Here is a 24,192-nt window from a genome sequence, read left to right on the forward strand (position 1 = left end):
CCTGCTCCTAAACTGCCAGTTCAGCGCGGATCGCATCCAGGACTTCCTGGATTTTGAACGGCTGACCGGAAACTTTATTGAACGGCTTGGCATCGATCAGAAACTTGTCGCGCAAGACGGTCTTCAACTGGCCCGCATTCATTTCCGGCACCAGAACCTTATCATACCCCTTCAGAAGGGCTTCAAGGTTGGTCGGGAACGGGCTGATGTAACGGATATGAATGTGGCTGACATTCAGGCCTTCTGCGCGCGCGCATTTCACGGCCTCGGAAATCGGGCCATAGGTCGAGCCCCAGCCCACAACCGCAAGCGTGCCGCTTTCCTCACCCTGGTCCACATCCTGAAGCGGAATGTCGTTCGCGATGCCATTGATCTTGGCGGCGCGAAGGTCCGTCATCTTCTGGTGGTTTTCCGGGTCATAGGAAATATGGCCTGACTTATAGTCTTTCTCGATCCCGCCGATGCGGTGCTCGGTGCCCGGCGTGCCCGGTTTCGGCCAGTGGCGCGCCAGCGTCGTCTCATCGCGCACGAACGGGCTGAATTCCTCTTCGCCTTCAGGCGCTTTGGCGAACTCGACCTTGAACGGCTCCAGCGCATCCAGATCAGGCAGCTTCCATGGCTCTGCCGCGTTGGCGATAAAGCCGTCGGTCAGCAGCATCACAGGCGTCATGTACTTGACAGCCAGACGGCAGGCCTCAATGGCCACTTCGAAACAGTCGCCGGGTGAGCGGGTGGCGATCACCGGCATCGGCGCGTCACCGTTGCGGCCATAAACGGCCTGATACAGGTCAGACTGCTCTGTCTTGGTTGGCAGGCCGGTAGACGGGCCGCCACGCTGGCTGTTGATCACAACAACCGGCAGTTCCGTGGAAATCGCAAGGCCAAGTGCCTCACCCTTCAGGGCAATGCCCGGGCCGGAGGAGCTGGTAACACCCAAAGCCCCGCCATAGGAGGCGCCAATGGCAGCACAGATGGCGGCGATCTCGTCTTCCGCCTGGAAGGTCACGATGCCCTGCTCTTTCATGGTGGAAAGCGCATGCAAAATAGGTGACGCAGGCGTGATCGGGTATGAGCCCAGAACGATATCAAGGCCAGCAAGCTCACCGCCCGCGGCAATGCCCCAGCTAAGCGCCTGGCTGCCGGTTACGGTTTTATAGGTGCCTGGCTCGCTGTGCACAGTGCCAATCTGATAGCGCTTGAAGGCGGCCGAAAGCTCCGCGGTCTCACCAAAGGCGTGACCGGCATTGAGCGCTGCAACGTTGGCGGCGGCCACGTCCGGCAGCTTGGCGAATTTCTTCTCAAGCCAGCTGATCACAGGCTCGCGCTTGCGGCTGAACATCCAAAGCATCAGCCCCAGCGTCCACATATTCTTACACCTGAGCGCTTCCTTGTTCCCCAGGCCGATGTCCTTGACCGCCTCAAGCGTCATCTTGGAGATATCAAGCTCGATCACCTGATAGGCATCAAGCTCGTGGGAGCCGATCGGGCTATCTTCATAGCCGGCCTTCTGCAGGTTCCGCTTGTTGAAGGTGCCAGTATCGACAACCAAAAGGCCGCCGGGCCGAAGTGTCTTCAGGTTCACCTTCAGGGCTGCCGGGTTCATGGCCACCAGAACGTCCGGGCGGTCGCCCACGGTCTTGATCGCCTTGGCGCCGAAGTTGATCTGGAAGGCCGACACGCCGAAGGTGGTGCCAACGGGCGCGCGGATTTCAGCCGGGAAGTCCGGGAAGGTGGAAAGGTCGCTGCCCGAAAGCGCGGTGGATGATGTGAACTGGCTGCCGGTAAGCTGCATACCGTCACCGCTGTCGCCCGCGAAACGGACAACCGCAGATTCCAGAACCTGAACGTCAGAAGTCATCTAACTTAATTCCTCTGTCACGCAGACCTTCGCTTATTTTGGCCCGCTGTCAATGCTCACATATATATGCGCGCAACCATTACACCGCATCAAGCCCTAAGGCGACGTAAATTTTCTATCATCAGGGTGAAATCGATCTATTGTGAGAATTTCATTCTACAATAATTTCAAAAACAACCTGATCAATCTGCCCTTGGCGTCCGCATCAGGACAAATTCTTCCGCACTGGATGGATGTACCGCAACCGTGGCGTCGAACTGGGCTTTTGTCAGCCCTGCCTTCACGGCGATTCCGACACCCTGGATGATCTCGGCGGCATCCATGCCAATCATGTGCGCACCAACCACTTTGTCGCTCTCTTTGTCAACGATCAATTTGGTATAGGCGCGTTCTGACGCACCGCCCAAAGTATGCTTCATCGGGCGGAAGTCTGACTCATATATGTCGATTTCGCCAAAAGTCTCGCGCGCCTCGGCCTCAGACATGCCCACGGTGCCAATCGGTGGCTGGCTGAAAACGGCGGAAGGAATGGCGTCATGCTCCGGCGATGTGGGTGTATTGCCGTACAGCGTCAGCGCAAAGGCATGGCCCTCCTTGATGGCCACCGGCGTCAGTTGAACGCGGTCGGTCACATCACCCACGGCATAGATGCTGTCCACATTGGTCTTGCCGTAAGCATCCACTTTAACGGCACCTGAGGCATCCAGTTCAACGCCTGCTGTGTCGAGTCCCAGCCCCTTGGTGTTGGGCACCCGGCCCGTGGCATACATGACAGCATCAGCATCCAGCGTGCTGCCGTCCGTGAGCGTCAGGCGCACGCCGTCGTCTGTTTTCTCAATGTTCGTGACATTGGTGTTGGTGCGCAGGTCAACGCCCTTTTTGCGCATCTCGTCGGCGAGGCGGCTCCGCAGGTCGTCATCAAAACCGCGCAGAATCTGCTCGCTGCGGTAAAGCTGCGTGACCTCCGCGCCCATGCCATGAAAGATGCCCGCGAACTCAACAGCGATATAGCCACCACCCACAATGACGATACGCTTAGGAAATTTTTCCAAATGAAGAGCTTCATTGGATGTGATGGCGTGCTCGATACCGGGCACATCCGGCATCTGCGGCCAACCACCCACTGCCACCAGAATGGTTTTGGCAGTGTAGGTCTTGTCACCCACGCGAACCTCGTTCGGCCCGGTGACGACTGCACGCCCATCAATGATTTCCACGCCCGCGCCCTTTAGCGTCTGGATATAGAGCCCGTTCAGCCTGTCGATCTCAGCGTCCTTCCTGGCAATCAGGGTGTTCCAGTCAAAACTGGTGTCGCCGACCGTCCAGCCAAAGCCTTTGGCTGTTTCGAAATCCTCAGAGAAATGGGAAGCATAGACCAGAAGCTTTTTGGGAACGCAGCCACGGATCACGCAGGTGCCGCCCACGCGGAACTCTTCCGCCACAGCAACGCGCGCACCTAAGCCCGACGCGATACGGCTGGCGCGCACACCGCCCGAGCCTGCGCCAATTACAAAAAGATCATAGTCGAATGTCATAAATGCCTCCGGCCCAAAGGGGCCCAAACTGAAATCATGTTCTGGCAATATGGGCACCCACTCGGAGAATCCAAGGCAAAGCGCCAACGCGGGGCATCACAATAATATGATCGGGCTCAAGGTCCAGCCCTGATTGACCAGAGAAAGCAGGAAGAAAGTTATTCCACCAACTCCAGAGACAGAGCGACGTCTTCAAGCTGCTTGAAATCGGAAACCTCAGCCTTCAGGAACCGCCCGGCCCTGACAGAGCTCAGGACAGCGGCATGGCTTTCATTGGCGGGATCAAGGCTGAGAAATGCGGCCACAAGCTGATCCTGCCTCGCGGCGGGCATGTCGCGCTGCACCGCCCAGACATAGTCGGCATAGGGCGGCGTTTCCCAAACAACACGAGTCTTTCCTTCACGTAGGCGGCCATCCGCCAGCATCTGTCGGTAAATCAGGGAGTTTGCAGCACCCAGCGCCACACGCCCTGCTTCCACATTCTGGATCGTCTTGTCGTGCGCACCGGCATATTCCACCCGGCTGAAAAAGTTTTCCGGGTCAATAAATTGCGCCAACAGGAAATGTCGCGGCATCAAATGCCCGGATGTTGACCGCTCGCTGCCGAAGGAGAAGCTGAGCCCAACAAAATGCTTCAGCTCCGTCCCCACGGTATCAGGGCCTGCAAGAAAAACACTGGTGAACGCCCGGTCCACATCTCGGCTTGCAAGCGGCACGGCGCCGCTTTGACGATGCGCGTTTACATACGAAAGCCCACCGAAATAAGCCATGTCTATGGCACGGTCAGCAAAGAGGGCCTCAAGCGCCTCATAGCTTTTCGGCACTGTGATCTCAAACCGCAGGCCGGTTTCTTTTTCAAGGAATTTAAAAAGCGGCTTATGGCGCGCCATCACTTTCGAGGGCTTTTCATCCGGCAGCAGGCCAACACGGATGGTTCCAGGCGATGCTTCTGGCGGCTTGTCACATGCTGCCAGCAATAGGGCCAACACGGCCAGACAAACCAAGGGGAAAGATCCCAGCATGCGCAGAACCACCCTGCCACCCCATGCGACAGTCGGTTCCCCCATCAGGGATAGCCCAGACCTTGTCAATCCATCCTGCATTTGTCACCACTTTACTTCTTTTTTACGGCGCAGGACACCCATTGGATTTCCGGCCCAGGCTTGCGCGTTGCGTGCATGTCTCTGCTTTCCCAAACCACAGCTGCGTGCTATGGGTTGGCCAAACAAAAACAGACAGCAGGAAACAAGATCATGATTCTGGAAACAGAACGCCTTCGGCTGCGCGAAGCTAACCTGGACGACGCAGCCTTCGCCCTTGCCATATACAATAGCCCTGGCTTTATCGAATTTGTTGGCGACCGCGGCCTCAGGACCATTGAGGACGCCGAAGCTTACATTGAGAAGAATGTGATGGGGAGCTACCGCGACAACGGCTTTGGCCTTTATATCGTGGAACTCAAAGATAGCGGCGAAGCTGTCGGCATGTGCGGCCTTGTGGACCGCCCGGGCCTGGACGCCCCGGATATCGGCTTCACCTTCCTGCCCGACCATATGCGCATGGGGTACGGTTTCGAGTCTGCCGCCGCTGTGCTGAAATTCGGCCGCGAGACACTGGGCATGGAGCGTATCCTGGCGATCGTGAACCCGGAAAACGCCAAATCCATCGGCCTGATTGAAAAGCTCGGGCTGGTGTTCGACCGCATGATCCAACTGCCGGGCGACGAGAAGCGCATCAACCAATATACCACCCCATAATCAGCCGTCTCCAAACTTGATTTCGCATATGCGAGGCCCTATGCTGCACCGCAACATTTCAGGTTTGGAGATTTCTCATGGAATTTAAGGGTAAAACCGCAATCGTGACGGGCGGCGCATCCGGCCTTGGCCGCGCCACGGTGGAATATTTCGTATCCAAGGGCGCGAATGCCGTGATCCTTGACCTCAATGACGAGATGGGCAACGAGCTCGCAGGCAAGCTAGGCGCAGCCGCTACGTATGTGAAAACGGACGTTACAAACGAAGACGATGTGGCGAACGCCATTGCCACTGCCAAAAGCACATACGGCAGCGTTGATATCGCTGTGAACTGCGCGGGGATCGGCACACCGCAGAAAGTGCTGGACCGCGAAGGCAACCGCTATGGGATGGCGCACTTCAATAAAGTGATCGCCGTTAACCTGATCGGCAGCTTCAACGTGCTGGCACAGGCCGCAGAAGCCATGCAGCATAACGAACCGGGTGAAGACGGCGAACGCGGCGTGATCATCAACACGGCGTCGGTCGCGGCCTATGAGGGCCAGATCGGCCAGGCGGCATACTCTGCTTCCAAAGGCGGCATCGTTGGCATGACCCTGCCGACCGCACGTGAATTCGCCCGCCAGGGTGTGCGTGTGATGACCATCGCGCCTGGCTTTATCCATACACCGCTGTTCGACGGCCTGCCGGAAGCTGCCGTCGAAAGCCTCACGCAACAGGTTGTCTTCCCCAAGCGCCTTGGCAAACCACAGGAATATGCCAAACTGGCTGGTCATATCGTGGAAAACACCTACCTTAATGGTGAAGTGATCCGCATGGACGCCGCCGCACGGATGGCGCCGAAGTAAGCGGGAGACACCATCAAGGGGGAAAATATGGGGCCGTTAGCTGGCGTACGCATTCTGGAACTTGTTGGCATCGGGCCCGGCCCGTTCGCCGGTATGATGCTCGCGGACATGGGCGCGGAGGTGATCGCCATCGACCGCCCAGGCCATTCCCCCCTTGATATGAAGGGTGATATTAACCGGCGCGGCAAACGCTCTATCGCCCTCGACTTGAAGAGCGAGGAAGACCGTAAGATCTTCCTCAAGCTCTGCACCACCGCAGATGCCCTCTTTGAGGGCTTCCGCCCCGGCGTGATGGAAAAGCTCGACCTTGGGCCCGACGAGGTGCTGAAAGCCAACCCGAAAATCGTTTATGGTCGCATGACCGGCTGGGGCCAGACCGGGCCGCTGGCGCACGCTGCAGGCCACGATATCAACTATATCTCGCTCTCCGGCGCCCTGCACGCCATGGGCCCGAAGGACGGGCCACCAAGCGCGCCGCTGAATCTGGTCGGCGACTATGGCGGCGGCGGCATGATGCTGGCGTTCGGGCTTGTATGCGGCATCCTGGAGGCCCGCACATCCGGCAAGGGACAAGCCATTGATGTCAGCATGGTCGAAGGCTCATCGGCGCTCATGGGCATTTTCCACACGTTGATGGCCAACCACCGCTGGGCACCGATGCGCGGGGTGAACCTTCTGGACGGTGGCGCGCATTTCTACGGCACGTTTGAGACCAAAGACGGCAAGTATGCGAGCTTGGGCGCGATTGAGCCCCAGTTCATGCAGGCTTTCATTGATAAGACCGGCCTTGATGAGACATGGATGCAAAAGCACCTCAACCCCGGTGAATGGGGCGCACTGAAGGAAGAGCTGAAGGTCTTGTTCAAAACCAAAACACTGGATGAATGGAATGACCTGTTGGGCGGCACTGACGCCTGCTTCGCGCCCATTCTGCCGTTCTGGGAAGCACACACCCACCCACATAATGTAGCGCGCGAAAGCTTCATTGAAGTGGACGGCACACGCCAACCCGCGCCCACGCCGAAATTTTCCCGCACCGCCCCCGAGGTGCGTCATGGCCCGATTGAGAAAGACGCCGACCGCGACGCGATCCTCGAAGAACTGGGAATGTAACATTATAACGCAAGCGAAGAACGGTTCGTCGCTGCTGCATTGAAGGCGCCCGTGCCGCTTCCTATATGCCAGCCATCAATCAAGGCGTTCTATGGGGGACAATATGAAACGCATCCTTAAACCACTTTTGGCGCTGGCTTCTTCACTGGCTTTCGGCACGACAGCTGGAACGGCTGCGGACTTTCCCGTCATCGAAGGGCCGCTGATGGGCCAGACACCGCCCGGTAAGGTCGCGGAAGTATTCGCGCCCGGCCTGATCTCCAGAGACGGCTGGGAGCTTGAAGGCGTCTTTGCGCCCGGCATGGAAGAATTTTATTTCGTGACATCCAAAGGCTATGAAAAGCCGCATGTGGTCGGGTTCCGTTACCAGAACGGCCAGTGGCATAAATTTTCTGAATTTGTGCGTACGGGCGAGCCCTTCATCACATCCGACGGCAAGACCATGCATCTGGCAAAAGGCTACCGTACACGCACGGCAGAAGGCTGGTCTGAAAAGAAGAGCCTGGGCCCGATGTTCGACCGCAAGGATTGGGGCATCATGCGCCTGACGGCGTCAGACGCCGGCACCTATGTGTTTGATGACTACAAGAGCGGCGATGTGATCCGCATATCGCGTGTCGCCGGTGGCGTGCGGCAGGAGCCGGAACTGATGGGCGACCAGTTCAATTCGGGCAAGATGACAGCCCACCCCTTCATCGCACCGGATGAAAGCTACCTGATCTGGGATAGCGAGCGCGAGGGCGGCTTTGGCGAGTCTGATCTTTACATCAGCTTCCGGCAGAAAGATGGGTCCTGGGGCCCTGCCATCAACATGGGGCCGGAAGTCAATTCAGAGAAAGACGATTTCTGGGCCAGCGTCACGCCAGACGGCAAATACATCATGTTTGACCGTACCATCGGCGGTGAATGGCCCAACCTGAATGTGGATATCTACTGGGCAGACGCCGGAATCATCGAAGACCTGAGGCGGAAGCACGCCAAATAGACTTGCCTGCCTCCTAGTCTTTCAACAGCTCAAGCCGGACGATGGGTTTCTTGCCGTCCGGCTTTTCCATGAGCGGCAGCACCACTTTCACCAAACGGTTCGGGGCCACGCCCTCGGCCACCAGATATTGGTAGACCGCATCGGCCCGCATGTTGGCAAGCTTCGTCAGCCCCTGCTGGTTCACCGGCGCTTCGCCTTCCGTTGGCTCTGTCGGCGCAAGGTCTACCCCTTCCACGGCCACACCGTCGATCTGCAAACGAATTTTCGGCCGCTCATTCAGCGCCGTCGCAAGAGCTGTCAGCCGCGCCTTTTCAAGCGGCGCCAGTTCGGCACTTGAAGGCTCGAACCGCACCTTGTCGAGGTCGATATCATCTTTCTTGCCGCCCGGGATCAGCTTGCCGATCAGGCGGAAAGGCGTGGTGATCAGGTTGCCGACAAATTTGTTGGTCGCCCGGCGCACCAGGCCGTCCACTCGGAAATTCGGGTCCAGATATTCGCCGTCAACCGGGATTTCCATTTCAACCCGGCCGCCCTTGCCTTCCAGAAGGTTAAAGGCTTTCTTCAGCGGAATGCTCTCGCCCTCATAATCCGGGTTCTTGTCGCCCCATTCCCAGCGGTCGAACAGGAAACTGTTGGTGCCGTCCAGCTGGTTGTCCTCGATATAATAATCGAACTGCAGGTAGGCCTCCCCGGCGCTGCTGGCACGGCCAAGCGTGCGGTACAGGTAGGGCTGCAGCACGCTGTGATCCAGCTTGTTGATCTCAAGCGATACTGTCGCGCCAACCGTGTCGCGAATGTCAAAATAGCCTGCCGTACGCACCGGACTGTTCTGGCCCAAATAGCCGTCACCCTGGAAGGCAAACTCCAGCGCGTCCGTCATGCTGAAATCAGAGATCACAGCGCCAATGCCGTCGATAGCGATTACCGGCGGTGTCTCAAACGTCCGGTCCTCGAACACCAGTTTGCCGCCGCTTAGAAGCGCCTGATTGATGACAAGGCCTGTGCCGGTTTGGGCTTCCACTTCACCCGTTGCTTCCGGCGCCTCTGCCGCGGTCGCCCGCACGATCTCGGCCACCCCGCCGTTCAACCTCAAGGCTTCCAGCGACACCTGGTCGCTTGCGCGGTCATAATCAAACCCTGTGAGGTTCGCGTACGGCACCTGTATGCGGCGCACAATGCTCTGTTCCGTCTCGGCGGCGAAATCCGCCACACTGAAATCACCTTTCAGCGTCAGATCATCCGCAAGTGACAGGGTCGCTGGCCCGGTCGCAAGGCCACCGGTTACCGTCAGGTCATCAAGCGGGATAAAGCCCATGATGGCCTTCAGCGGCACCCTTTTGAAATCCAGCTTCAGCTCCGCCGACAGCGGCGAACGGCCAAGCTCGCCTGTCGCGGTCACCTTGCCGCCACCAAGCGCGAAGGTGAATTCCTTGAAGCCGATGGCGTGCCCTTCCGCGGTTGAGAAACCGTCAAGCGCCAGGTCAAGCGGGCCAACAGATACCTCATGCCCAGTATGGTTCAAAAGCGCCACCGTCAGGCCTTTTGTCGCCAGCTTGTCGATGCGGACATTGCCGCCACCACCACCCTCGCCTGAGGCGGGCTTGATCATAGCCTCCAGGGACGTGCGTCCGGCTTCATCAATCGCCATATCAAGCGACGGATTTTCAAGTGTCACCGACTGCAGGTGCAACCGGCCAGACCATATCGTCCGCCACGACATATTCAGGTGTGCGGCGTCCATTTTCAAAACTGGTTTACCTGCCGCATCTTCCACATTAACGTCGCGCACAAGAAGCGTCAGGCTGATGGGGTTGAAGGCAATATGACTAAAGCTCACCGTGCCGTCGATGCGCTCCGCAAAAACCACGCGCACCTTCTTCTGCACGTACCAGGGCACAACAAAAGGCGAGGCTATGAAATACACCCCGGTCAGGACCAGAAGAATAACAAGGATACGCCGGGTGTTTTTGGACATGGGAAATCTGCCGCTGATGGTTTGCCTTCTATATATGGGGAGCCTACTCCCCAGCGCAATAAAAGGCCACAAGTGCGGCAGATTTTAGGCTGCCTTTTTGATGCTCGCGAGTGCGGCCAAAGCCCGTTCGCGACAAGCCTTACGGTCCAGGATCGGCTTTGGGTAAGTCTCGCCAAGGCTGATGCCGGCCATCTTCAGCACACCCGCCGGCGCTTCGAACGGCTTGTGGATATAGTCATTCGGCAGGTCCGACAGCTCCGGCACATAGGTACGGATATAATCACCCTCCGGGTCAAACTTCTCACCTTGCGTGATGGGGTTGAAGATGCGGAAATAGGGGGCAGCGTCCGCGCCGCAACCCGCCACCCACTGCCAGCTTGCCGCATTGTTTGCCAGATCAGCGTCCACTAGCGTGTCCCAGAACCAGTCCTCACCCGTGCGCCAGTGCCACAGCATGTCCTTGACCAGAAAAGACGCCACAATCATGCGCACCCGGTTATGCATCCAGCCCGTTTGCCAAAGCTGGCGCATGCCCGCGTCCACAATCGGAAAGCCAGTGCGCCCCTGCTGCCATGCCTCGACCTTGTCGTCCATGCCTTCGCGCCAGGGGAAGTCCTCAAACTGGGCCTTCAGCGGCCTTACCGGTAGCGTGGGGTTGTTGAACAGCAGATGGGTGGAAAACTCGCGCCAGCCCAGTTCGCGCAGGAACCAGTCGCCGCCCGTTCGGTCCTGCTCATTTGTCATCACATGAAGCTGGGTTTCGGCCCAGATGCGGCGCGGGCTGATCTCCCCATTCGCCAGATAGGGCGACAGGCGCGATGTGGCCTCCACCCCCGGCACGTCTCTCTTTGCCTTATAGTCACGCGCCGCTTCCGCCAGGAACTTCGCGAGCATATCGTGGGCCGCGTCTTCGCCCGGCACCCAGGTGGCCGCGATCGGTTCAGCCCAGTGCGCGGGCTTTGGGTCCAGCTTGAGGTCGTCAAGGTCGTCACTTTCAGGCCAGGCGTCCGGCGCGGGGATACGGTCGGGTGCGCCCAGGGGCGGTGACCCGTCAATCAGTTCCAGCGCCCGGCGCCAGAAGGGGGAAAAGACCTCATATATGCCACCGGTTTTGGTGCGCACGTCTTCAGGCTCGAGCAACAGGTTGCCTGCAAAACGGCGACAGTCCACATCATGCACTGTGCACTGCTGATGGATTTCCTCCTGCACCCGCCGACCGATTGGACTATAGGACCGGGTCATGTAAACCGCGCTCACATCCCCAAGAAGGCCCGATACCATTTCTGCGGTGTTTCCTGAGCGCAGGATAAGGCGGCTGCCTTTCGCTTGCAGGCTCTTTTCAAGCCGCTTGAGGCTTTCCCGAAGCCACCAGCGCCGCGCACCACCCAGCTTCCAGTCGCCCGCGCCCGCGTCGTCCAGAATGAAAAGGGGGATGACCGGCGCGCCGGACTCGCAAGCAGACACCAGCGCCATGTGATCATCCAGCCTGAGCGTTTCGTTCATCAACAGCAATATGGGCTTCAAGGGCACACTCCAAAACCATGGTTTTGAAGTCTATACGCTAGAGATCCATCACCCGATCAATATCCTTGGGCAGCGGCTTCTGCTTTTCCATCATGGACACCACGATAAACAGGATCATGGAGGTCAGCATCGCCAGGAATCCACCGGACATCTTGTATGGGATTTGTATCTGCCAAAGCTGGATCGCGAAATTGATGGCAAGCGATGACGTGATCGCCACAATTGCCGCACGGGCCGTCGCGCCCTTCCAGTTAAGGCCGATAATCACAACAGGCACCAGGGCCGCCGCGAAGGTGCCCCAACCGAACGCCCCCAGAAGGCCGACGAGCTTATCCGAATAAAGCGCAATAGCGGCCGCAACCACAGACAGTATGATCGTGGCCGTTCGCGCCCAGAAAAGCTCATTATTGAGCGACCGGCCCCGGATGGCCTTCGGGATATCATGGATGATCGCCGCCGCGCCAATGTTCAGGAACCCGTCGGCTGTTGACATGATGGCGGCAAACAGCCCCGCGAACACAATGCCCGCAAGAAGAGGATGCGCATAGGTTGACAGGAAGGCCGGTGCGGCCTCATCCGCAGCGCCAAGCGGCAGCGCGATATCGCCGATCACAAGCGCGCGCATGATCACGCCAATCGACACCCACAGCATGGCCGCCACCACATAGCCCAGCACCGTCATAGGCAGGATCACCCGGTTATCCGCCAGCTTCCGGTTCATCATCATCTTGGTGGCCACATGCGGCTGGCCCGCAAGGCCAAGACCAAAAAGGAAATACCAGCTGAGCGACGCCATGGACCCCAAGGTGCCGAACGGCATGACATCTTCACCGTCATTGGCCAAGAGGATGCCGGTGGCTTCCGCAAAGCCGCCGTCGAACACACTGGCCGCCGTGATCACCACCAGGGCGCCAGCGAGGATCATCACAATGCCCTGCACCAGGTCCGTGTATACAGACGCCAATATGCCGCCGGTGACACAGTAGAAAATCAACACAGCGGAGGAGATCACCACACTTGCCAAAAGGCTGATATCCGCGAACATCTCGGTCGCAGACAGGATCGACTGCAGCACCAGCGCCATCGCCAGAATCTGCGTCGCCAGATAGCCAAGTACGCCGAGTAAGATCGTCCCGGCCGTCAAAAGCCTTGCTGTTTCGCTTCCGTAACGAGCGAACACGACATCAGGCAGGCTCATGGTGTCCCTAACTTCCGCGACCATACGGATGCGTTTGGCCACCAGGTAAAAGCCCGTGGCATAGCCAAGCGCGGAACAGACCGCCATCCAGATGGAGGACATGCCGGTGGCATACACAAGGCCCGGGCCGCCCACGAAGCCGAAGCCCGAAAGGGTTGAGGAAAAGACAGCAAGGCTGACAACCACAGGCCCCAAGCCGCGCCCGGCAACGAAAAAGTCACCGGCGGATTTGGTGCGCCGCATGGCCCAGATACCTACCCAGATGCAAAGGCCCATATAGGCCGCCACGCAGCCAAGGATGATTGGTTGGCGAAGCTCTTCCATCAGGCGTCTCCCCGCTCTGACTTCAGCTCTTCCACAAGCGCGTCGAACTCTGCCTCTTCATCAGGCGTGAAGAAATAGCGGCGAAAGAAGATCACATAGAAAAGGTCAAAGGCGGCGAAACTGCCCCAGATGCCCCAGAACATCCAGTTGGTTGGCATTGGGAAGCCCAGGAACACGGTGGTCTCGCCCGTCAGGATATAATGCTCATAGCCTGTGAACAGCATCACCCACACGAAAAGCGCGAAGCCAACGCCGCCGGCGAAAAACAGCAGCAGGGTCCTGTCCCGCTTGTGGGGCGCGACGCCCATGTATAGAAGCGCACCGGCCAAAAGGATCACCGCAATCTGGAAATAGAAGGGCGCCTTGCCAATGGTGGCCAGTTTGGAGGCCCCGTCCCCGCCCACGGACATGGCCGGGATGGTTGCGTGCGCAACACCTGTGGCGTCCACAGGTGGCTCGCTCATCAGCACAAAGCCGGTGATGCCCGCAATCACAAGCAGCAACAGCAGGACGATATGAATCGGCTCCACCGATTTCAGGAATTTCATGGGCGGCCTCCCCTCCGCTTTCAGGTGCGGAGCCCGCACCAGTTTGGGAGGGAGCCTAGTGGCCTTTGACCTGATCGGTCAAGAGACCAAAACCAGGGCATTCAACATTCGTTGAACCTAAAAGGGCGTCCTGTGCGCTATCCGGTGATTGCTGCCGCACGCGCCAGTTCACGCACCACGTCCAGATGGATTTTGCCGTCACGCCCGCGCGGGGTTATCCAGCTGCCGCCTACTGTCGCGACGTTTTTCAGCGCGCGATACTCGGGCGCTGTATTTGCGGAAATGCCACCTGTTGGGCAGAAGGTCAGGTCCGGCAGCACGCTGCCCACGGCCTTGAGGAACCCGGGCCCGCCAGAGATGGAGGCCGGGAAAAACTTGAGCGCCAAAAAGCCCCACTCGCGCGCCTGCATGGCTTCACTGAGCGTGGCGATACCGGGCAGGAACGCCCAATCCAGCGCCTTTACGGCACCCGCAAGCTCTTCCGTCAGACCCGGGCTGACACCGAATTCAGCGCCCGCGTCCTTGGCGGCCTTCGCCAACGCTGGCGTGATCACCGTGCCCGCGCCCACGATAGCATCCGTCGGCAGGTCCTTGCGGACAGCCGCGATGGCATCCAGCGCACTCTCATGACGGAGCGTGATTTCCAGCACCTTCAGGCCTTCTTCGAAAATCGCGCGGCAGACATCCACCGCTTCTTCAGCACTTTCGAACGCGAGCACCGGAATGACCGGCGAGGTTTCAAGAACTTTCAAAACATCAGACATGGTATCGACCCCTGAAAACTTACTGGAATTAAATAAACGATCCGCCCAGCCCCGCCGGGCCGACAATGCCGCGCACACCAGCAAACAGGTTGCGGCCGAAAGTATCTGGCACCACGGGGCCAATTGAGGCCTCGCGGGCTTTGAACTCGGCCTCGTCCACCAGCACCAACAATTCACCCGTTGTGGCGTCCACGCGGACGATATCGCCGTCTTTCACACGCGCAATCGGGCCGCCGCTCGCGGCCTCGGGCGTTACGTGGATGGCGGCAGGCACCTTGCCCGATGCGCCGGACATGCGCCCGTCTGTCACCAGCGCCACCTTGAAGCCCTTGTCCTGCAGCACGCCCAAGCTTGGCGTCAGCTTATGCAGCTCCGGCATGCCGTTCGCCTTCGGCCCCTGGAAGCGGATCACCGCGACAAAATCTTTTTCAAGCTCGCCTGCTTTGTAGGCCTTCAGGAGATCATCCTGATCTTCGAACACCACGGCAGGCGCTTCGATCACCTGATGCTGCGGCTTGACCGCAGAGGTTTTCATCACCGCTTCGCCCAGCGTACCGTTGAACACCGTCAGGCCGCCTGTTGGCTGGAACGGATTGTCGATCTTCCGCAGGATCATATCATCGCCCGGCACGTCGGGGGATAGGCGCCAGACTGCCTGACCTTCCACCAGCGCAGGCATCTCGGTGAACGGTTTGAGGCCCTCGCCCATGATGGTGTGAACCTCTTCATTGAGGAGCCCACCCGCCAGCAGTTCCTTGATGACAAAAGGCGTGCCGCCTGCATCCTGGAAGGCATTCACATCTGCCGTGCCGTTCGGGTAAACGCGCGCCAGCAGCGGCACAGCGTCAGAAAGGTCTGAGAAATCCTGCCATGTCACCCGGTAGCCCGCCGCAGCCGCAATGGCGACAATATGCAGCGTGTGGTTGGTGGACCCGCCCGTGGCCAGAAGGCCGACAATGCCGTTCACGATGGCTTCCGCCGTGACCATCTCAGCCATGCCGATGTCATTTTTGGCTTCAGCAAGTTTCACCACCTGCTTCGCCGCAGCCGCGTCTAACTTGCCGCGCAGGCCGTCAGATGGGTTCACAAAGCTGCTGCCCGGCAGCTGGAGGCCCATCATTTCCAGCATCATCTGGTTGGTATTGGCCGTGCCATAGAATGTGCAGGTGCCTGGGCTGTGGTAGGCGCGGCTTTCGCTTTGCAGCAGTTCCTTCTTGCCCACCTCGCCGGTGGCGAACTGCTGCCGCACCTTGGCTTTTTCGCTGTTCGATATCCCGGTCGGCATCGGCCCCGCGGGCACAAACACGAACGGCAAATGGCCAAACGCCAGCGCGCCGATAAGAAGGCCCGGCACGATCTTGTCGCAGATGCCGAACAGCAGGCCGCCGTCGAACACATTGTGGCTCATGGCGATGCCGGTGGCCTGCGCGATCACATCGCGGCTGAAAAGAGACATCTCCATGCCCGGCTGGCCTTGGGTTACCCCGTCGCACATGGCTGGCACACCGCCCGCCATCTGGGCCACGCCGCCCGCGTCCACCACCGCCGCCTTCACTTCATCCAGCTTCTGGTGATAGGGCTGGTGGGCGCTGAGCATATCATTATAGGCGCTGACAATGCCGATATTGACCATGCCGGCCTGCATCAGCTTCTGCTTTTCAGCTTCCGAGCAGGCCGCGATGGCGTGCGCAAGGTTGCCGCAACTGAGGTGCGGGCGCGCTGGCCCCGCATCGCGCATGGCTTTCACGCGCGCTTCATAGGCCGCGCGACTATCTTTTGATCGCGCCTTGATGCGGTTGGTGACTTCAAGAAGCCTTGGATGGGTCATGATACGCTCCCATGCATAAAGTTGGGGCTGCCCGAAACGTCAGGGCGCCCAGTAAACTGTGATAGTGACATGCTCAGCCAGCTTTGCTATCGGCAGGTGGGTATCCACCGCAAGGGCGCGTTCGAGCACCGCCTTTTTCTCATCGCCCGTAATCATCAACACCACATGCGGCGCCTTGGCGATGGCGCTAGCGGAGATGCTCATGCGGTCGACCTCGTCGCCTGTCACATCGCTTCTCTTGGCCCTCAAGGCCACGCAGGTCTTGTCGCCATTGATATCAAGCGCGGCGTCAAGGCCTTCTGCGTCCGGGAAGAAGGAAGCGGTGTGGCCGTCAGAGCCCAACCCCAGCAGTACACTGTCGAACGGCTGCTTTACCTGGGCGTAGCGCGCGTTCACTGCCTCCACCGCTTCGAACGGCGTCGCATGCGGGGTTTTCATGCCGATATACATGGCCTCAGCCGCATGGCCTTTCTGGAGTGCCGCGCGCATGAAGGCTTCATTGGAGCGCGGGTGACCCAAGTCCACCCAGCGTTCATCCACCAGCGCCACCTGGATATTCTCCCAGTCGATTTCGGCCTGGCTCATCGCGTCAAACAGCGGCTTGGGCGTGGACCCGCCGGAAACCGCCCAGCTGGCTGTGCCGCGCTTCCGGATGCCGCGCATCAGCGCCTCGCAGCAGGCTTCCGCCAGTTCATCCACCATCTGCTCGCGCGTCTCAAAACAGCGCCACTTGATCTTATGGGCAGCCTTGTGTGCCTTTGCCATCACCGCGCTCATTTGCCGCTCCGCTTGCCGCTGGTTTCATGGAACCATTCGCGGCGGTCGCGCGTCATGAGGTCATGGGCCTCATATGGGCCCCAAGTGCCTGCCTGATAACTTTCAGGCGGCTCGCTCGAGGTTTCCCAATGGCCGATGATGCGGTCCACCCAGCGCCAGGCGTGCTCAACCTCATCGCGGTGCACAAACAGGCTCTGGTCGCCGCGCACGGCATCCAGGATCAGGCGCAGGTATGGGCCAATCCGCAACGCGTCGTCACCCGCCACATCCAGATTCATCTCTACTTCCTTCAGCTTTTCGTCAGCCGAGGAATGGTTCTTCACCATCATGCGAAGCGCCAGATGGTCTTCCGGCTGCATGCGGATGATGAAGCGGTTCGGGTTAATGTTGGTACCCCAGCCCGGGTGCGGCGAATGCGGGATCTGCTTGAACTGGATCACGATTTCGGCGAAGCGGTCCGGCAGGCGTTTGCCTGTACGCAGGTAAAAGGGCACACCCGCCCAGCGCCAATTTTCAATGTGCGCCTTCAGCGCCACGAAAGTTTCGGTGTTTGACGGGCTGTCGAGCTCAAGGTCATCGGCATAGCCCTTCACTGCTTCCCCAAACATGGCGCCTGCCTGATACTGGCCGCGCACCACATTGCGGTCGATCTCCGCGCCTTCAAGCGGCTTCAAGGACTTCAGCACCTTCAGCTTTTCTTCGCGAATGCTGTCTGCCTCAAGCCGCGCGGGCGGCTCCATCGCGACCAGACACAGAAGCTGAAGCAAGTGGTTCTGCACCATGTCGCGCATCGCCCCGGTGCCTTCATAAAAGCCCTTACGGCCCTGCAGGCCCTGGTTTTCGGCGATGGTGATCTGGATATGGTCGATGGTGCGGCCGCTCCAGAGCTCTTCGAACAGAATGTTGGAAAAGCGGAGCGCCAGCAGGTTCTGCACCGCTTCCTTGCCCAGATAATGATCAATCCGGAAAGTCTGGCTTTCCTTGAAGAAACGCCCCACGTCAGCGTTGATCGCCTGCGCGGTCGCCAGGTCGTGGCCAAGCGGCTTTTCAAGCACCACGCGGGCGCGGTCGTTATTGAGGCCATAGGCGCCCAGAAGCTCACAGGTGCTGGTGAAAAGGCTGGGTGGGATCGCCAGGAAATGCACCAGTGGACGGTTTTCATCATCTGCCGCAAGCGCACCCTTGAGGGCTTCCCAGTCCGCGCCGCCTTCAACAAGGCCGAGCTCGACCACATGTACCATGCCTGCGAAGTCCTTGAGCGACTTGGCGTCCATGTCGCACGCGGGCGGCGTTTCCTTGAACACGTCTTTCAGCCATGGTTCGGTGCTGCCCTCAAGACCCTTCCGGCTGGTCAGGAAGATACGGCTGTCCTTTGAGACTCGCCCTGCCACAAAGCCGGAAAACAAGGCCGGCAACAGCTTCCGCCGCGACAGATCCCCGCCGCCACCAAAAATGACCAAATCGAACACATCTTGCATGGTTTTCTTCCCATAAATTACTTGCCTCGGACCCTACGCCCAATTGACAGCGGTGTCAAATCGAATAGAAAAATGATTGGAGCTATATTTTTAATGTTTATTTTCAGTGTATTATGATAATTAAATGAATTACAGGTATGTAATTGGCATTATATAAAAATACCAATATGAACCATCGCCCAGGAAGGCCCCCACATGCAGCTTTCAGACATCATTGGCCCGCTGGATACCAAAGCGACTGCCCCAAAATACCAGCTGCTGTCGAACGCCATCAGGCAGGCGGTGGAGCGCGGCGCGCTCAAGAGCGGGCAGCCCCTGCCCGCCGAACGCGACATCGCCGAAGACATGGGCGTCTCCCGCGTGACCGTACGAAAGGCGCTCGACAGCCTTGCTCAAGACGGATTTCTGGAGCGTAGGCGCGGCGCGGGCACTTTCGTTTCCGGCCCGGTTTCCCTACCCACTGCCAGGCTGGCATCTTTTTCTGAAACCATGGCCGGTCGTGGCCGGAAGGTGCGGAGCGAGTGGATCGACCGGGCCGAGGGCGTCGCCACGCCGGAAGAATGCATGGGGCTTGGGCTGGCACCCGGTGCGCGAGTGTATCGGCTGACCCGCATCCGCTATGCAGACGACAGCCCCATGGCACTTGAGACTGCCACGGTGCCCGCTTTTGCCCTTGCGGGCGCAGGGCCCGTGGCCGGGTCGCTCTATCAGGCGCTTGAGGAAACTGGCCACCGCCCTGTGCGGGCGCTTGAACGTCTTCGCGCCGTCAACCTGAACGCAGAGCAGGCCGCGCGACTGGGTGTGCCTGTTGGCGACGCCGGCCTGTTGGCTGAGCGCCGCGGCTTTCTGGCAAACGGAAAGACCGTGGAGATGACCCGGTCATACTATCGCGGCGACGCCTATGATTTCATCGCTGAACTGAAGACGTGAGGGTTCAAAAGACGCCAGTGTAAGCTATTTTGCAGCCTTCCCCATCCGCCGGACCAGGAAACCAGTTGCCAAAAGAACAACAGCAGACAAGAAAATCGCTACCTGCCCGACAAAAATAGGTCCCACAATAAATGGCAACGCGCCACAGATCATCAGACCAGACAACCAGTCATATCCACTGGGGGACTGACCTTTTTCGCGATCAGTCAAAACCATACAAGCGGTGTGGGCCAGCACCAAAGCTATGGATGCCCCAATCCAAGCTGCGTCACGTATGAAATAGGCATAGAAATAGACATAAAGCCCTATCGTACCCACCAATGTTTCCAACCACCCCATAGCAATCTCCTAAACTACCATCTGGGGCTTGGGGGCCAGCCTGCAAGGTCTTTAAGTCTTCTTCACGAACTGGGACTTCAGCCCCATCTGGCCGATGCCGGGGATTTTGCAGTCGATGTCATGATCGCCGTCCACCAGGCGGATGCCCTTGACCTTGGTGCCCACTTTCACAACGGAAGACGAGCCCTTTACTTTCAGATCCTTGATCACCGTCACGTCGTCACCGTCCTGAAGGATGTTGCCCACGCTGTCACGCACTGCTGCGGCCTGAGCGGCTTCCGCATCCGCGCCCGGCGACCATTCGTGTGCGCATTCAGGGCATATCAGCAGCGCGCCGTCCTCATAGGCATAGGGGCTGCTGCATTTCGGGCAGGGTGGCAATTCGCTCATGGTGGTAATCCTTAAACTAGAAAGGCCTTTCTATAAGCCCCTGAACTGGAAACCCCAAGAAAAAAGGCCGCCTCACACGAGGCAGCCTTTTCCTGAGCTTCAAATCGCGTCAGCAGGCTTATGCTGCGGCTTCGCCCTGCTCGCTCTTGAGCTTGCCGAGGCGACGGATCTGACTGATGGAGTTCAGGTGCGCATAAATCACGGCCAGGACGCCACGCTTCCTGAGATCGAGGAACTTCTCGTCATCAAGCTCGTTCAGCTTCTGCTCGTCCACCAGATAGAGACCGTTGAGGTTGATTTTCTGGTCACCTACTTCAACCGTCAGGTTCCGCTCAACCAGCAGATCAAGCTCGGACAAAAGCTGCACAAAACCCTGGGTGACCTGGCTGTGCTCGAAATAGGCTGTGATGGCGTTCTTGCGATTTGCGAGATATTCGGATTCCGCACCGTCCTGGAAAAGTGCCATGCCTTCGTCTGTGCCAACCTGCTTGGCATCGGTATCAAGCGCGAGAACGAGCTGTTGCTGGTCCTGATCGGCTGGCATCAGGCGGAACGGGAAGGTCGCAATAATGCCCGGGATATACATGCCCTGCCATTTGCCGTCTTTCACCAGCAGGTTTTCGCCCGGCTGCAGGCCCAGCATGGCCACAGGCTGGAACTGGCCGGTTTCGGCATGCTTAACGAAAACAACAGGGACATCGCTCGCCACCTGCGTAAATTCGTGCGCTACAATCGGCACAACATGCTGGTTGGAAACATGGTCGAAGCCGACGTTGTCGTTGACTTTGAGGTCAGCGTGTTGCTCAACACTCAGGGCTACAAGATTGGTCACGTGTTACGCTCCACAATTAAATGCAATTAAACGATTCGGCCCCTTATATCGCATTTGCGGAAAAAGGGGAGAAAGACTCCCCTTTTTTGTGATTTTTTCCTCTGACCAGTGCCTTAACGGCACCAACACACCATCTTGATACACGCCGACAGTGTCAACCAGCACCTGGCCTTAGCCGAACGCGCCCGCCTTTAAGGCAATCAGGCCGCTGATTTCCAGCACCTGGGCATAGGCCTGCTCGATCTTGTCGAAGATATTGCGGTGCGCGTCCTCATAGCCTGACGAGGCGCTGCCTTCATAGGTGGTCTCTTCGCCGAACTGCTCATCGTCGTTCCGGACCGGCGATTCCGGGAAGATTTTCCTCAGCTGCGTGACTGTATCGTCCACCTCAAGGTGCAACAGTTCCACCAGCACATCTTCAAGCGACACATCGAAGCGGCTGCTGAAGCGCGGGATTTCCATGGCCTTGAGGAAGATATACTGGATGAGCCCGATCCTGATCTGGTGCAACTCGAACAGTTCCGCGTCCGGCGAGGCGCTATCAAACGCGGCCATCACGCCTTCGTCCTGCACGCAGTCCGTGAGCGTGCCGGCATCACGCCTGAGCTTGCGGATACAGGCGTCAACGCTGTCGCTTTCGAACAGCCCTTCCAGAAGGCGGGACAGGCGGCGAAGCTGCTCGCGCCTGCCCACATCCGCCACTTCATCAGCGCGGTCAAGCCAATAGCCAGGGCTGAGGAGCTTGGCATAAGCCTCGATCACCCCAACATCTGACCGCGCGAGCGCGTTCACAGCCAGGCTTGTAACCATCTTGAGGCGGTCGGATTTGTTGTAGATTGCCTCAAACAGGTCAGGCGAGCGCGCGATAGCCGTGCCGAAACCGCCACAGCTGTTGGCCAGATATCCCAGTTGCTGCAGAACCGCATTGTTCGGAATGGCCCTGATCTGGCTGATGCGCTCAAGCCGCTGGTGCACCGCCCCGCCGCCTTGCCGCCTCAAGGACCGCGACCCGGTCGGGAACAACAGGCTTCGGCCGATGCTGTCGATCAGGCGCACATAGCCTTTATGGTCCGTCAGATGGTTTTGGTATTCCACCAGCGTCAGGAAGAAATCTAGCGCCCAGCCCTTTTCTTCATAAAGCTTGTCATCGCTGGCGTCATAATCCGCGAAGCGTACTTCAAGGAAATCGGTGAAGGAGGCCAGCGCCGTGTCTTCGGCCAGGAACCACAGATAGCCCTCCCCGCCCTGGAAGCTGACTTCATGCTTTTCAGGACGGTTCAGCGTAGCCAGCTGTTCGCGCACCCGTGGCGGGTGGGTATAAAGGAAGCGCTTCTTCAGGCTTTCAGGGTATGCCCCCCGGCCCACGCTTTCGCCGTGGGTATCGAAAAACAGAAGCTGCACGTCCTCAAGGCCGCGCGCCTTCCAAAGCCGGATCAGGCGAAGCTTGAAACGCTCAATCGCCAGCGTCGCGGCAGGCTGGCCGATATAACGGCCACTATCCGAGAAACCAAGCTGCAGGCAGAAGCGTCCCTGCCGGCGGATATAGGCCAGGAAATGCGGGTTATCAACCAGTTCCGCGATCACCCGGTCGCCGCGCTCCAGCCCCACGGCAGTTTCAAACAGCGGGCTGATTTCCACATGGTCTTCCACGCCAAACAGTTTGGCATAGTAAAGCGCCGTCAACAGCGTGAACGGCGTGTCCGATTCCGCCACCAGCATGCGAATGGGGGTGGTGGCATCAAAGTGCTTCTGGAACTGGGCCGCCAGCATGAACACGCGCCGCGCTGTGGTCTGCTCGCGCGACAGCGTCCCATAGTGGATAGTCTTGGTTTCCACCTTGTCGAGCTTGTCGGAAATCGCGGCCAGGAAATGGCGGCGCATGGCCGACTGGTCAGGCGATTTTGTCAGCTGGATTTCGGCCGAGATGGCGTTATGGAGCTGCGCCGCGTTCAGGCGGAAATGAATGTGCGACAGGCCCATGCCGATCGCGCGCCATTCGCTATAAAGCGTTGCGGCACCGCACCAGGCATCGTCCGCCAGATCAAGCGCCAGAAGGGCTTCGAACGCCTCGCCGATACGCGCCACAGCCGCTTCCTTGCGGGAGTGATTTTCAACCGCCAACTGGTTCAGCTTGCCCAGGCCCTTGCTGCTGCCCTCGGGATTGCTTTGGTGTTCCTCCAGCGTGCGGGCGCCCAGTTCAAAACAGGCGCGCAAGTCTTCAAAACCGGCACGGATGGTTGTCCAATGTTCGACCGCCCCACCCTCAAAGCTTACCCCACTAGTTTGCCCAAGGCAGGCATCAAGCCCGGCCAGCGCCGAGCGGTAGCGGAACAACAGCCCCAGTGACCAGTCAATGTCGGTGCGACCATCAAGGTCAAACCCCACCCAACTGGCGATAGTGGCAAGGCGCGGGCGCAAGCTCCGGTACTCGCCCGGGTAAAGCTTGGCCGCTTCAGTGAAAATAACGCGGTACAGCGTGCGCACAGACCGGCGCATGTTGCCAACCGCAAGGCCCGCATAATCCAGCTCCTGATGCAGCGTCGGTGATTTGGTCGGATGCACAATGCCAACATCCATATTGGCCGTGGCAGTTTTCACGGCCTGTTCGCCGTCCGCCACCGCGCCCATATAGGCCTTGGCATAGGTCCAGGCGGTATCTGAAAGGGAGAAGGTCGGGTGCGCAGTCACGACAAAGCCTGCCACCTCGTCTTCCACCAGCGCGCGAAACTCGCTGAACGGTTTTCGGCTACCGTCAGCGTTCGTTGCGATTTTCTCCACGAGTGCCGCCAGCCGCGCCAGATTGTCTTTCCTGGGCACCGCTGACCACTGGCGGGCGAGCCCCGCAAGCCGACCGTCCAGGCAGCGCTTGCCGCGCGCCGACAGGTCTGCGGATAGGTCTTCCAGTGTCTGCTGTCCTTCAAGCAAGGAACCGGCAATTTCGAACGCCGCAGAAAGGTGTTCCCGTCTTGCTTCGCCCTTACCCTTGGATGGATGATCAAACATGCTGAAATCCTCGTTTTTGAATTTTTGACACCGCTGTCAATTGCCGCCTTTGTAACAGAATTGGCCGGAAAGTCACGCCACAAAGTGTCCGAAACAGAACCCGTTTAGCAAACTTTATTACAAGCCGTTGTTCCGCAGTACGAATTCAGGTCGGGCTCAACGCCTCTGCCTGCCGACCAGAACCAG

At 58.8% G+C, this 24,192-nt stretch carries 20 protein-coding genes; 5 read left to right on the forward strand and 15 right to left on the reverse strand.

The features are described from left to right. Window positions 1-7 precede the first annotated feature (7 nt). From KORM41_RS06700 to phnD, 3 genes are all read right to left on the reverse strand, one after another. Window positions 8-1,858, reverse strand: a complete 1,851-nt coding sequence (locus KORM41_RS06700; protein WP_068146456.1) for a 2-oxoacid:acceptor oxidoreductase subunit alpha — start codon at window positions 1,856-1,858, stop codon at window positions 8-10. A gap of 182 nt (window positions 1,859-2,040) precedes the next feature. After that, entirely contained in the window at window positions 2,041-3,393 is a 1,353-nt protein-coding gene (gene gor, locus KORM41_RS06705) for a glutathione-disulfide reductase (RefSeq protein ID WP_068146457.1), read from the reverse strand. Between the two features lie 158 nt (window positions 3,394-3,551). Next, the gene (gene phnD, locus KORM41_RS06710) at window positions 3,552-4,415 is read right to left on the reverse strand and encodes a phosphate/phosphite/phosphonate ABC transporter substrate-binding protein (RefSeq protein ID WP_197421005.1); all 864 of its coding nucleotides are present in this window, start codon (window positions 4,413-4,415) and stop codon (window positions 3,552-3,554) included. A gap of 231 nt (window positions 4,416-4,646) precedes the next feature. On the opposite strand from phnD, the gene KORM41_RS06715 reads away from it, so the two are divergent. The 4 genes from KORM41_RS06715 (at window position 4,647) to KORM41_RS06730 (ending at window position 8,096) form a co-directional block, all read left to right on the forward strand. Next, a complete protein-coding gene (locus KORM41_RS06715; protein ID WP_068146462.1) occupies window positions 4,647-5,150 on the forward strand; it encodes a GNAT family N-acetyltransferase in 504 nt (167 codons plus the stop codon). A gap of 77 nt (window positions 5,151-5,227) precedes the next feature. After that, the gene (locus KORM41_RS06720) at window positions 5,228-5,998 is read left to right on the forward strand and encodes a 3-hydroxyacyl-CoA dehydrogenase (RefSeq protein ID WP_068146466.1); all 771 of its coding nucleotides are present in this window, start codon (window positions 5,228-5,230) and stop codon (window positions 5,996-5,998) included. A gap of 27 nt (window positions 5,999-6,025) precedes the next feature. Continuing rightward, window positions 6,026-7,111, forward strand: a complete 1,086-nt coding sequence (locus KORM41_RS06725) for a CaiB/BaiF CoA transferase family protein (RefSeq protein WP_068146469.1) — start codon at window positions 6,026-6,028, stop codon at window positions 7,109-7,111. 103 nt (window positions 7,112-7,214) lie between these two features. Then, window positions 7,215-8,096, forward strand: coding sequence for a TolB-like translocation protein (locus KORM41_RS06730; protein WP_068146473.1), 882 nt, complete (start codon window positions 7,215-7,217; stop codon window positions 8,094-8,096). A gap of 13 nt (window positions 8,097-8,109) precedes the next feature. Here the strand turns inward: KORM41_RS06730 and KORM41_RS06735 are convergent, their stop codons facing one another. From KORM41_RS06735 to zwf, 8 genes are all read right to left on the reverse strand, one after another. Beyond that, window positions 8,110-10,071, reverse strand: a complete 1,962-nt coding sequence (locus tag KORM41_RS06735) for a DUF748 domain-containing protein (protein WP_068146476.1) — start codon at window positions 10,069-10,071, stop codon at window positions 8,110-8,112. Window positions 10,072-10,155: 84 nt separating this feature from the next. Further along, window positions 10,156-11,601: a cryptochrome/photolyase family protein gene (locus KORM41_RS06740; RefSeq protein ID WP_380084422.1), complete on the reverse strand. Its 1,446-nt coding sequence runs from the start codon at window positions 11,599-11,601 to the stop codon at window positions 10,156-10,158. Between the two features lie 31 nt (window positions 11,602-11,632). After that, window positions 11,633-13,117 (reverse strand): sodium:solute symporter family transporter, encoded by a 1,485-nt coding sequence (locus KORM41_RS06745; protein ID WP_068146478.1) that lies wholly within the window; start codon window positions 13,115-13,117, stop codon window positions 11,633-11,635. Further along, window positions 13,117-13,665: a hypothetical protein gene (locus KORM41_RS06750; RefSeq protein WP_068146479.1), complete on the reverse strand. Its 549-nt coding sequence runs from the start codon at window positions 13,663-13,665 to the stop codon at window positions 13,117-13,119. Before KORM41_RS06750 ends, KORM41_RS06745 begins: the two co-directional genes overlap by 1 nt. Window positions 13,666-13,802: 137 nt before the next feature. Next, window positions 13,803-14,429, reverse strand: coding sequence for a bifunctional 4-hydroxy-2-oxoglutarate aldolase/2-dehydro-3-deoxy-phosphogluconate aldolase (locus KORM41_RS06755; protein ID WP_068146481.1), 627 nt, complete (start codon window positions 14,427-14,429; stop codon window positions 13,803-13,805). Window positions 14,430-14,457: 28 nt separating this feature from the next. Beyond that, window positions 14,458-16,257, reverse strand: coding sequence for a phosphogluconate dehydratase (edd, locus tag KORM41_RS06760; protein WP_068146484.1), 1,800 nt, complete (start codon window positions 16,255-16,257; stop codon window positions 14,458-14,460). Window positions 16,258-16,296: 39 nt separating this feature from the next. Then, window positions 16,297-17,034 carry a 6-phosphogluconolactonase gene (gene pgl, locus KORM41_RS06765; protein WP_068146487.1) on the reverse strand — a complete coding sequence of 246 codons (738 nt, stop codon included), beginning with the start codon at window positions 17,032-17,034 and terminating at the stop codon, window positions 16,297-16,299. Continuing rightward, window positions 17,031-18,512 (reverse strand): glucose-6-phosphate dehydrogenase, encoded by a 1,482-nt coding sequence (gene zwf, locus KORM41_RS06770; protein ID WP_068146490.1) that lies wholly within the window; start codon window positions 18,510-18,512, stop codon window positions 17,031-17,033. The genes pgl and zwf overlap by 4 nt, the downstream gene beginning before the upstream one ends. 195 nt (window positions 18,513-18,707) lie before the next feature. Here zwf and KORM41_RS06775 point away from each other — a divergent pair, with 195 nt between their 5' ends. After that, window positions 18,708-19,442 (forward strand): GntR family transcriptional regulator, encoded by a 735-nt coding sequence (locus tag KORM41_RS06775; protein ID WP_068146494.1) that lies wholly within the window; start codon window positions 18,708-18,710, stop codon window positions 19,440-19,442. 24 nt (window positions 19,443-19,466) lie between these two features. Here KORM41_RS06775 and KORM41_RS06780 read toward each other — a convergent pair whose 3' ends face one another. The 4 genes from KORM41_RS06780 to KORM41_RS06795 all read right to left on the reverse strand — a co-directional run bounded on the left by KORM41_RS06780 (window position 19,467) and on the right by KORM41_RS06795 (window position 24,006). Continuing rightward, on the reverse strand, window positions 19,467-19,781 hold the full coding sequence (locus tag KORM41_RS06780) for a hypothetical protein (protein WP_068146497.1): 315 nt from the start codon (window positions 19,779-19,781) through the stop codon (window positions 19,467-19,469). A gap of 51 nt (window positions 19,782-19,832) precedes the next feature. Next, window positions 19,833-20,171, reverse strand: a complete 339-nt coding sequence (locus KORM41_RS06785) for a zinc ribbon domain-containing protein YjdM (RefSeq protein ID WP_068146500.1) — start codon at window positions 20,169-20,171, stop codon at window positions 19,833-19,835. A gap of 118 nt (window positions 20,172-20,289) precedes the next feature. After that, window positions 20,290-21,003 (reverse strand): SapC family protein, encoded by a 714-nt coding sequence (locus KORM41_RS06790; RefSeq protein ID WP_068146503.1) that lies wholly within the window; start codon window positions 21,001-21,003, stop codon window positions 20,290-20,292. 171 nt (window positions 21,004-21,174) lie between these two features. Beyond that, window positions 21,175-24,006, reverse strand: coding sequence for a phosphoenolpyruvate carboxylase (locus tag KORM41_RS06795; protein ID WP_068146506.1), 2,832 nt, complete (start codon window positions 24,004-24,006; stop codon window positions 21,175-21,177). Window positions 24,007-24,192: the final 186 nt, after the last annotated feature.

The sequence above is a fragment of the Kordiimonas lipolytica genome (assembly GCF_001550065.1).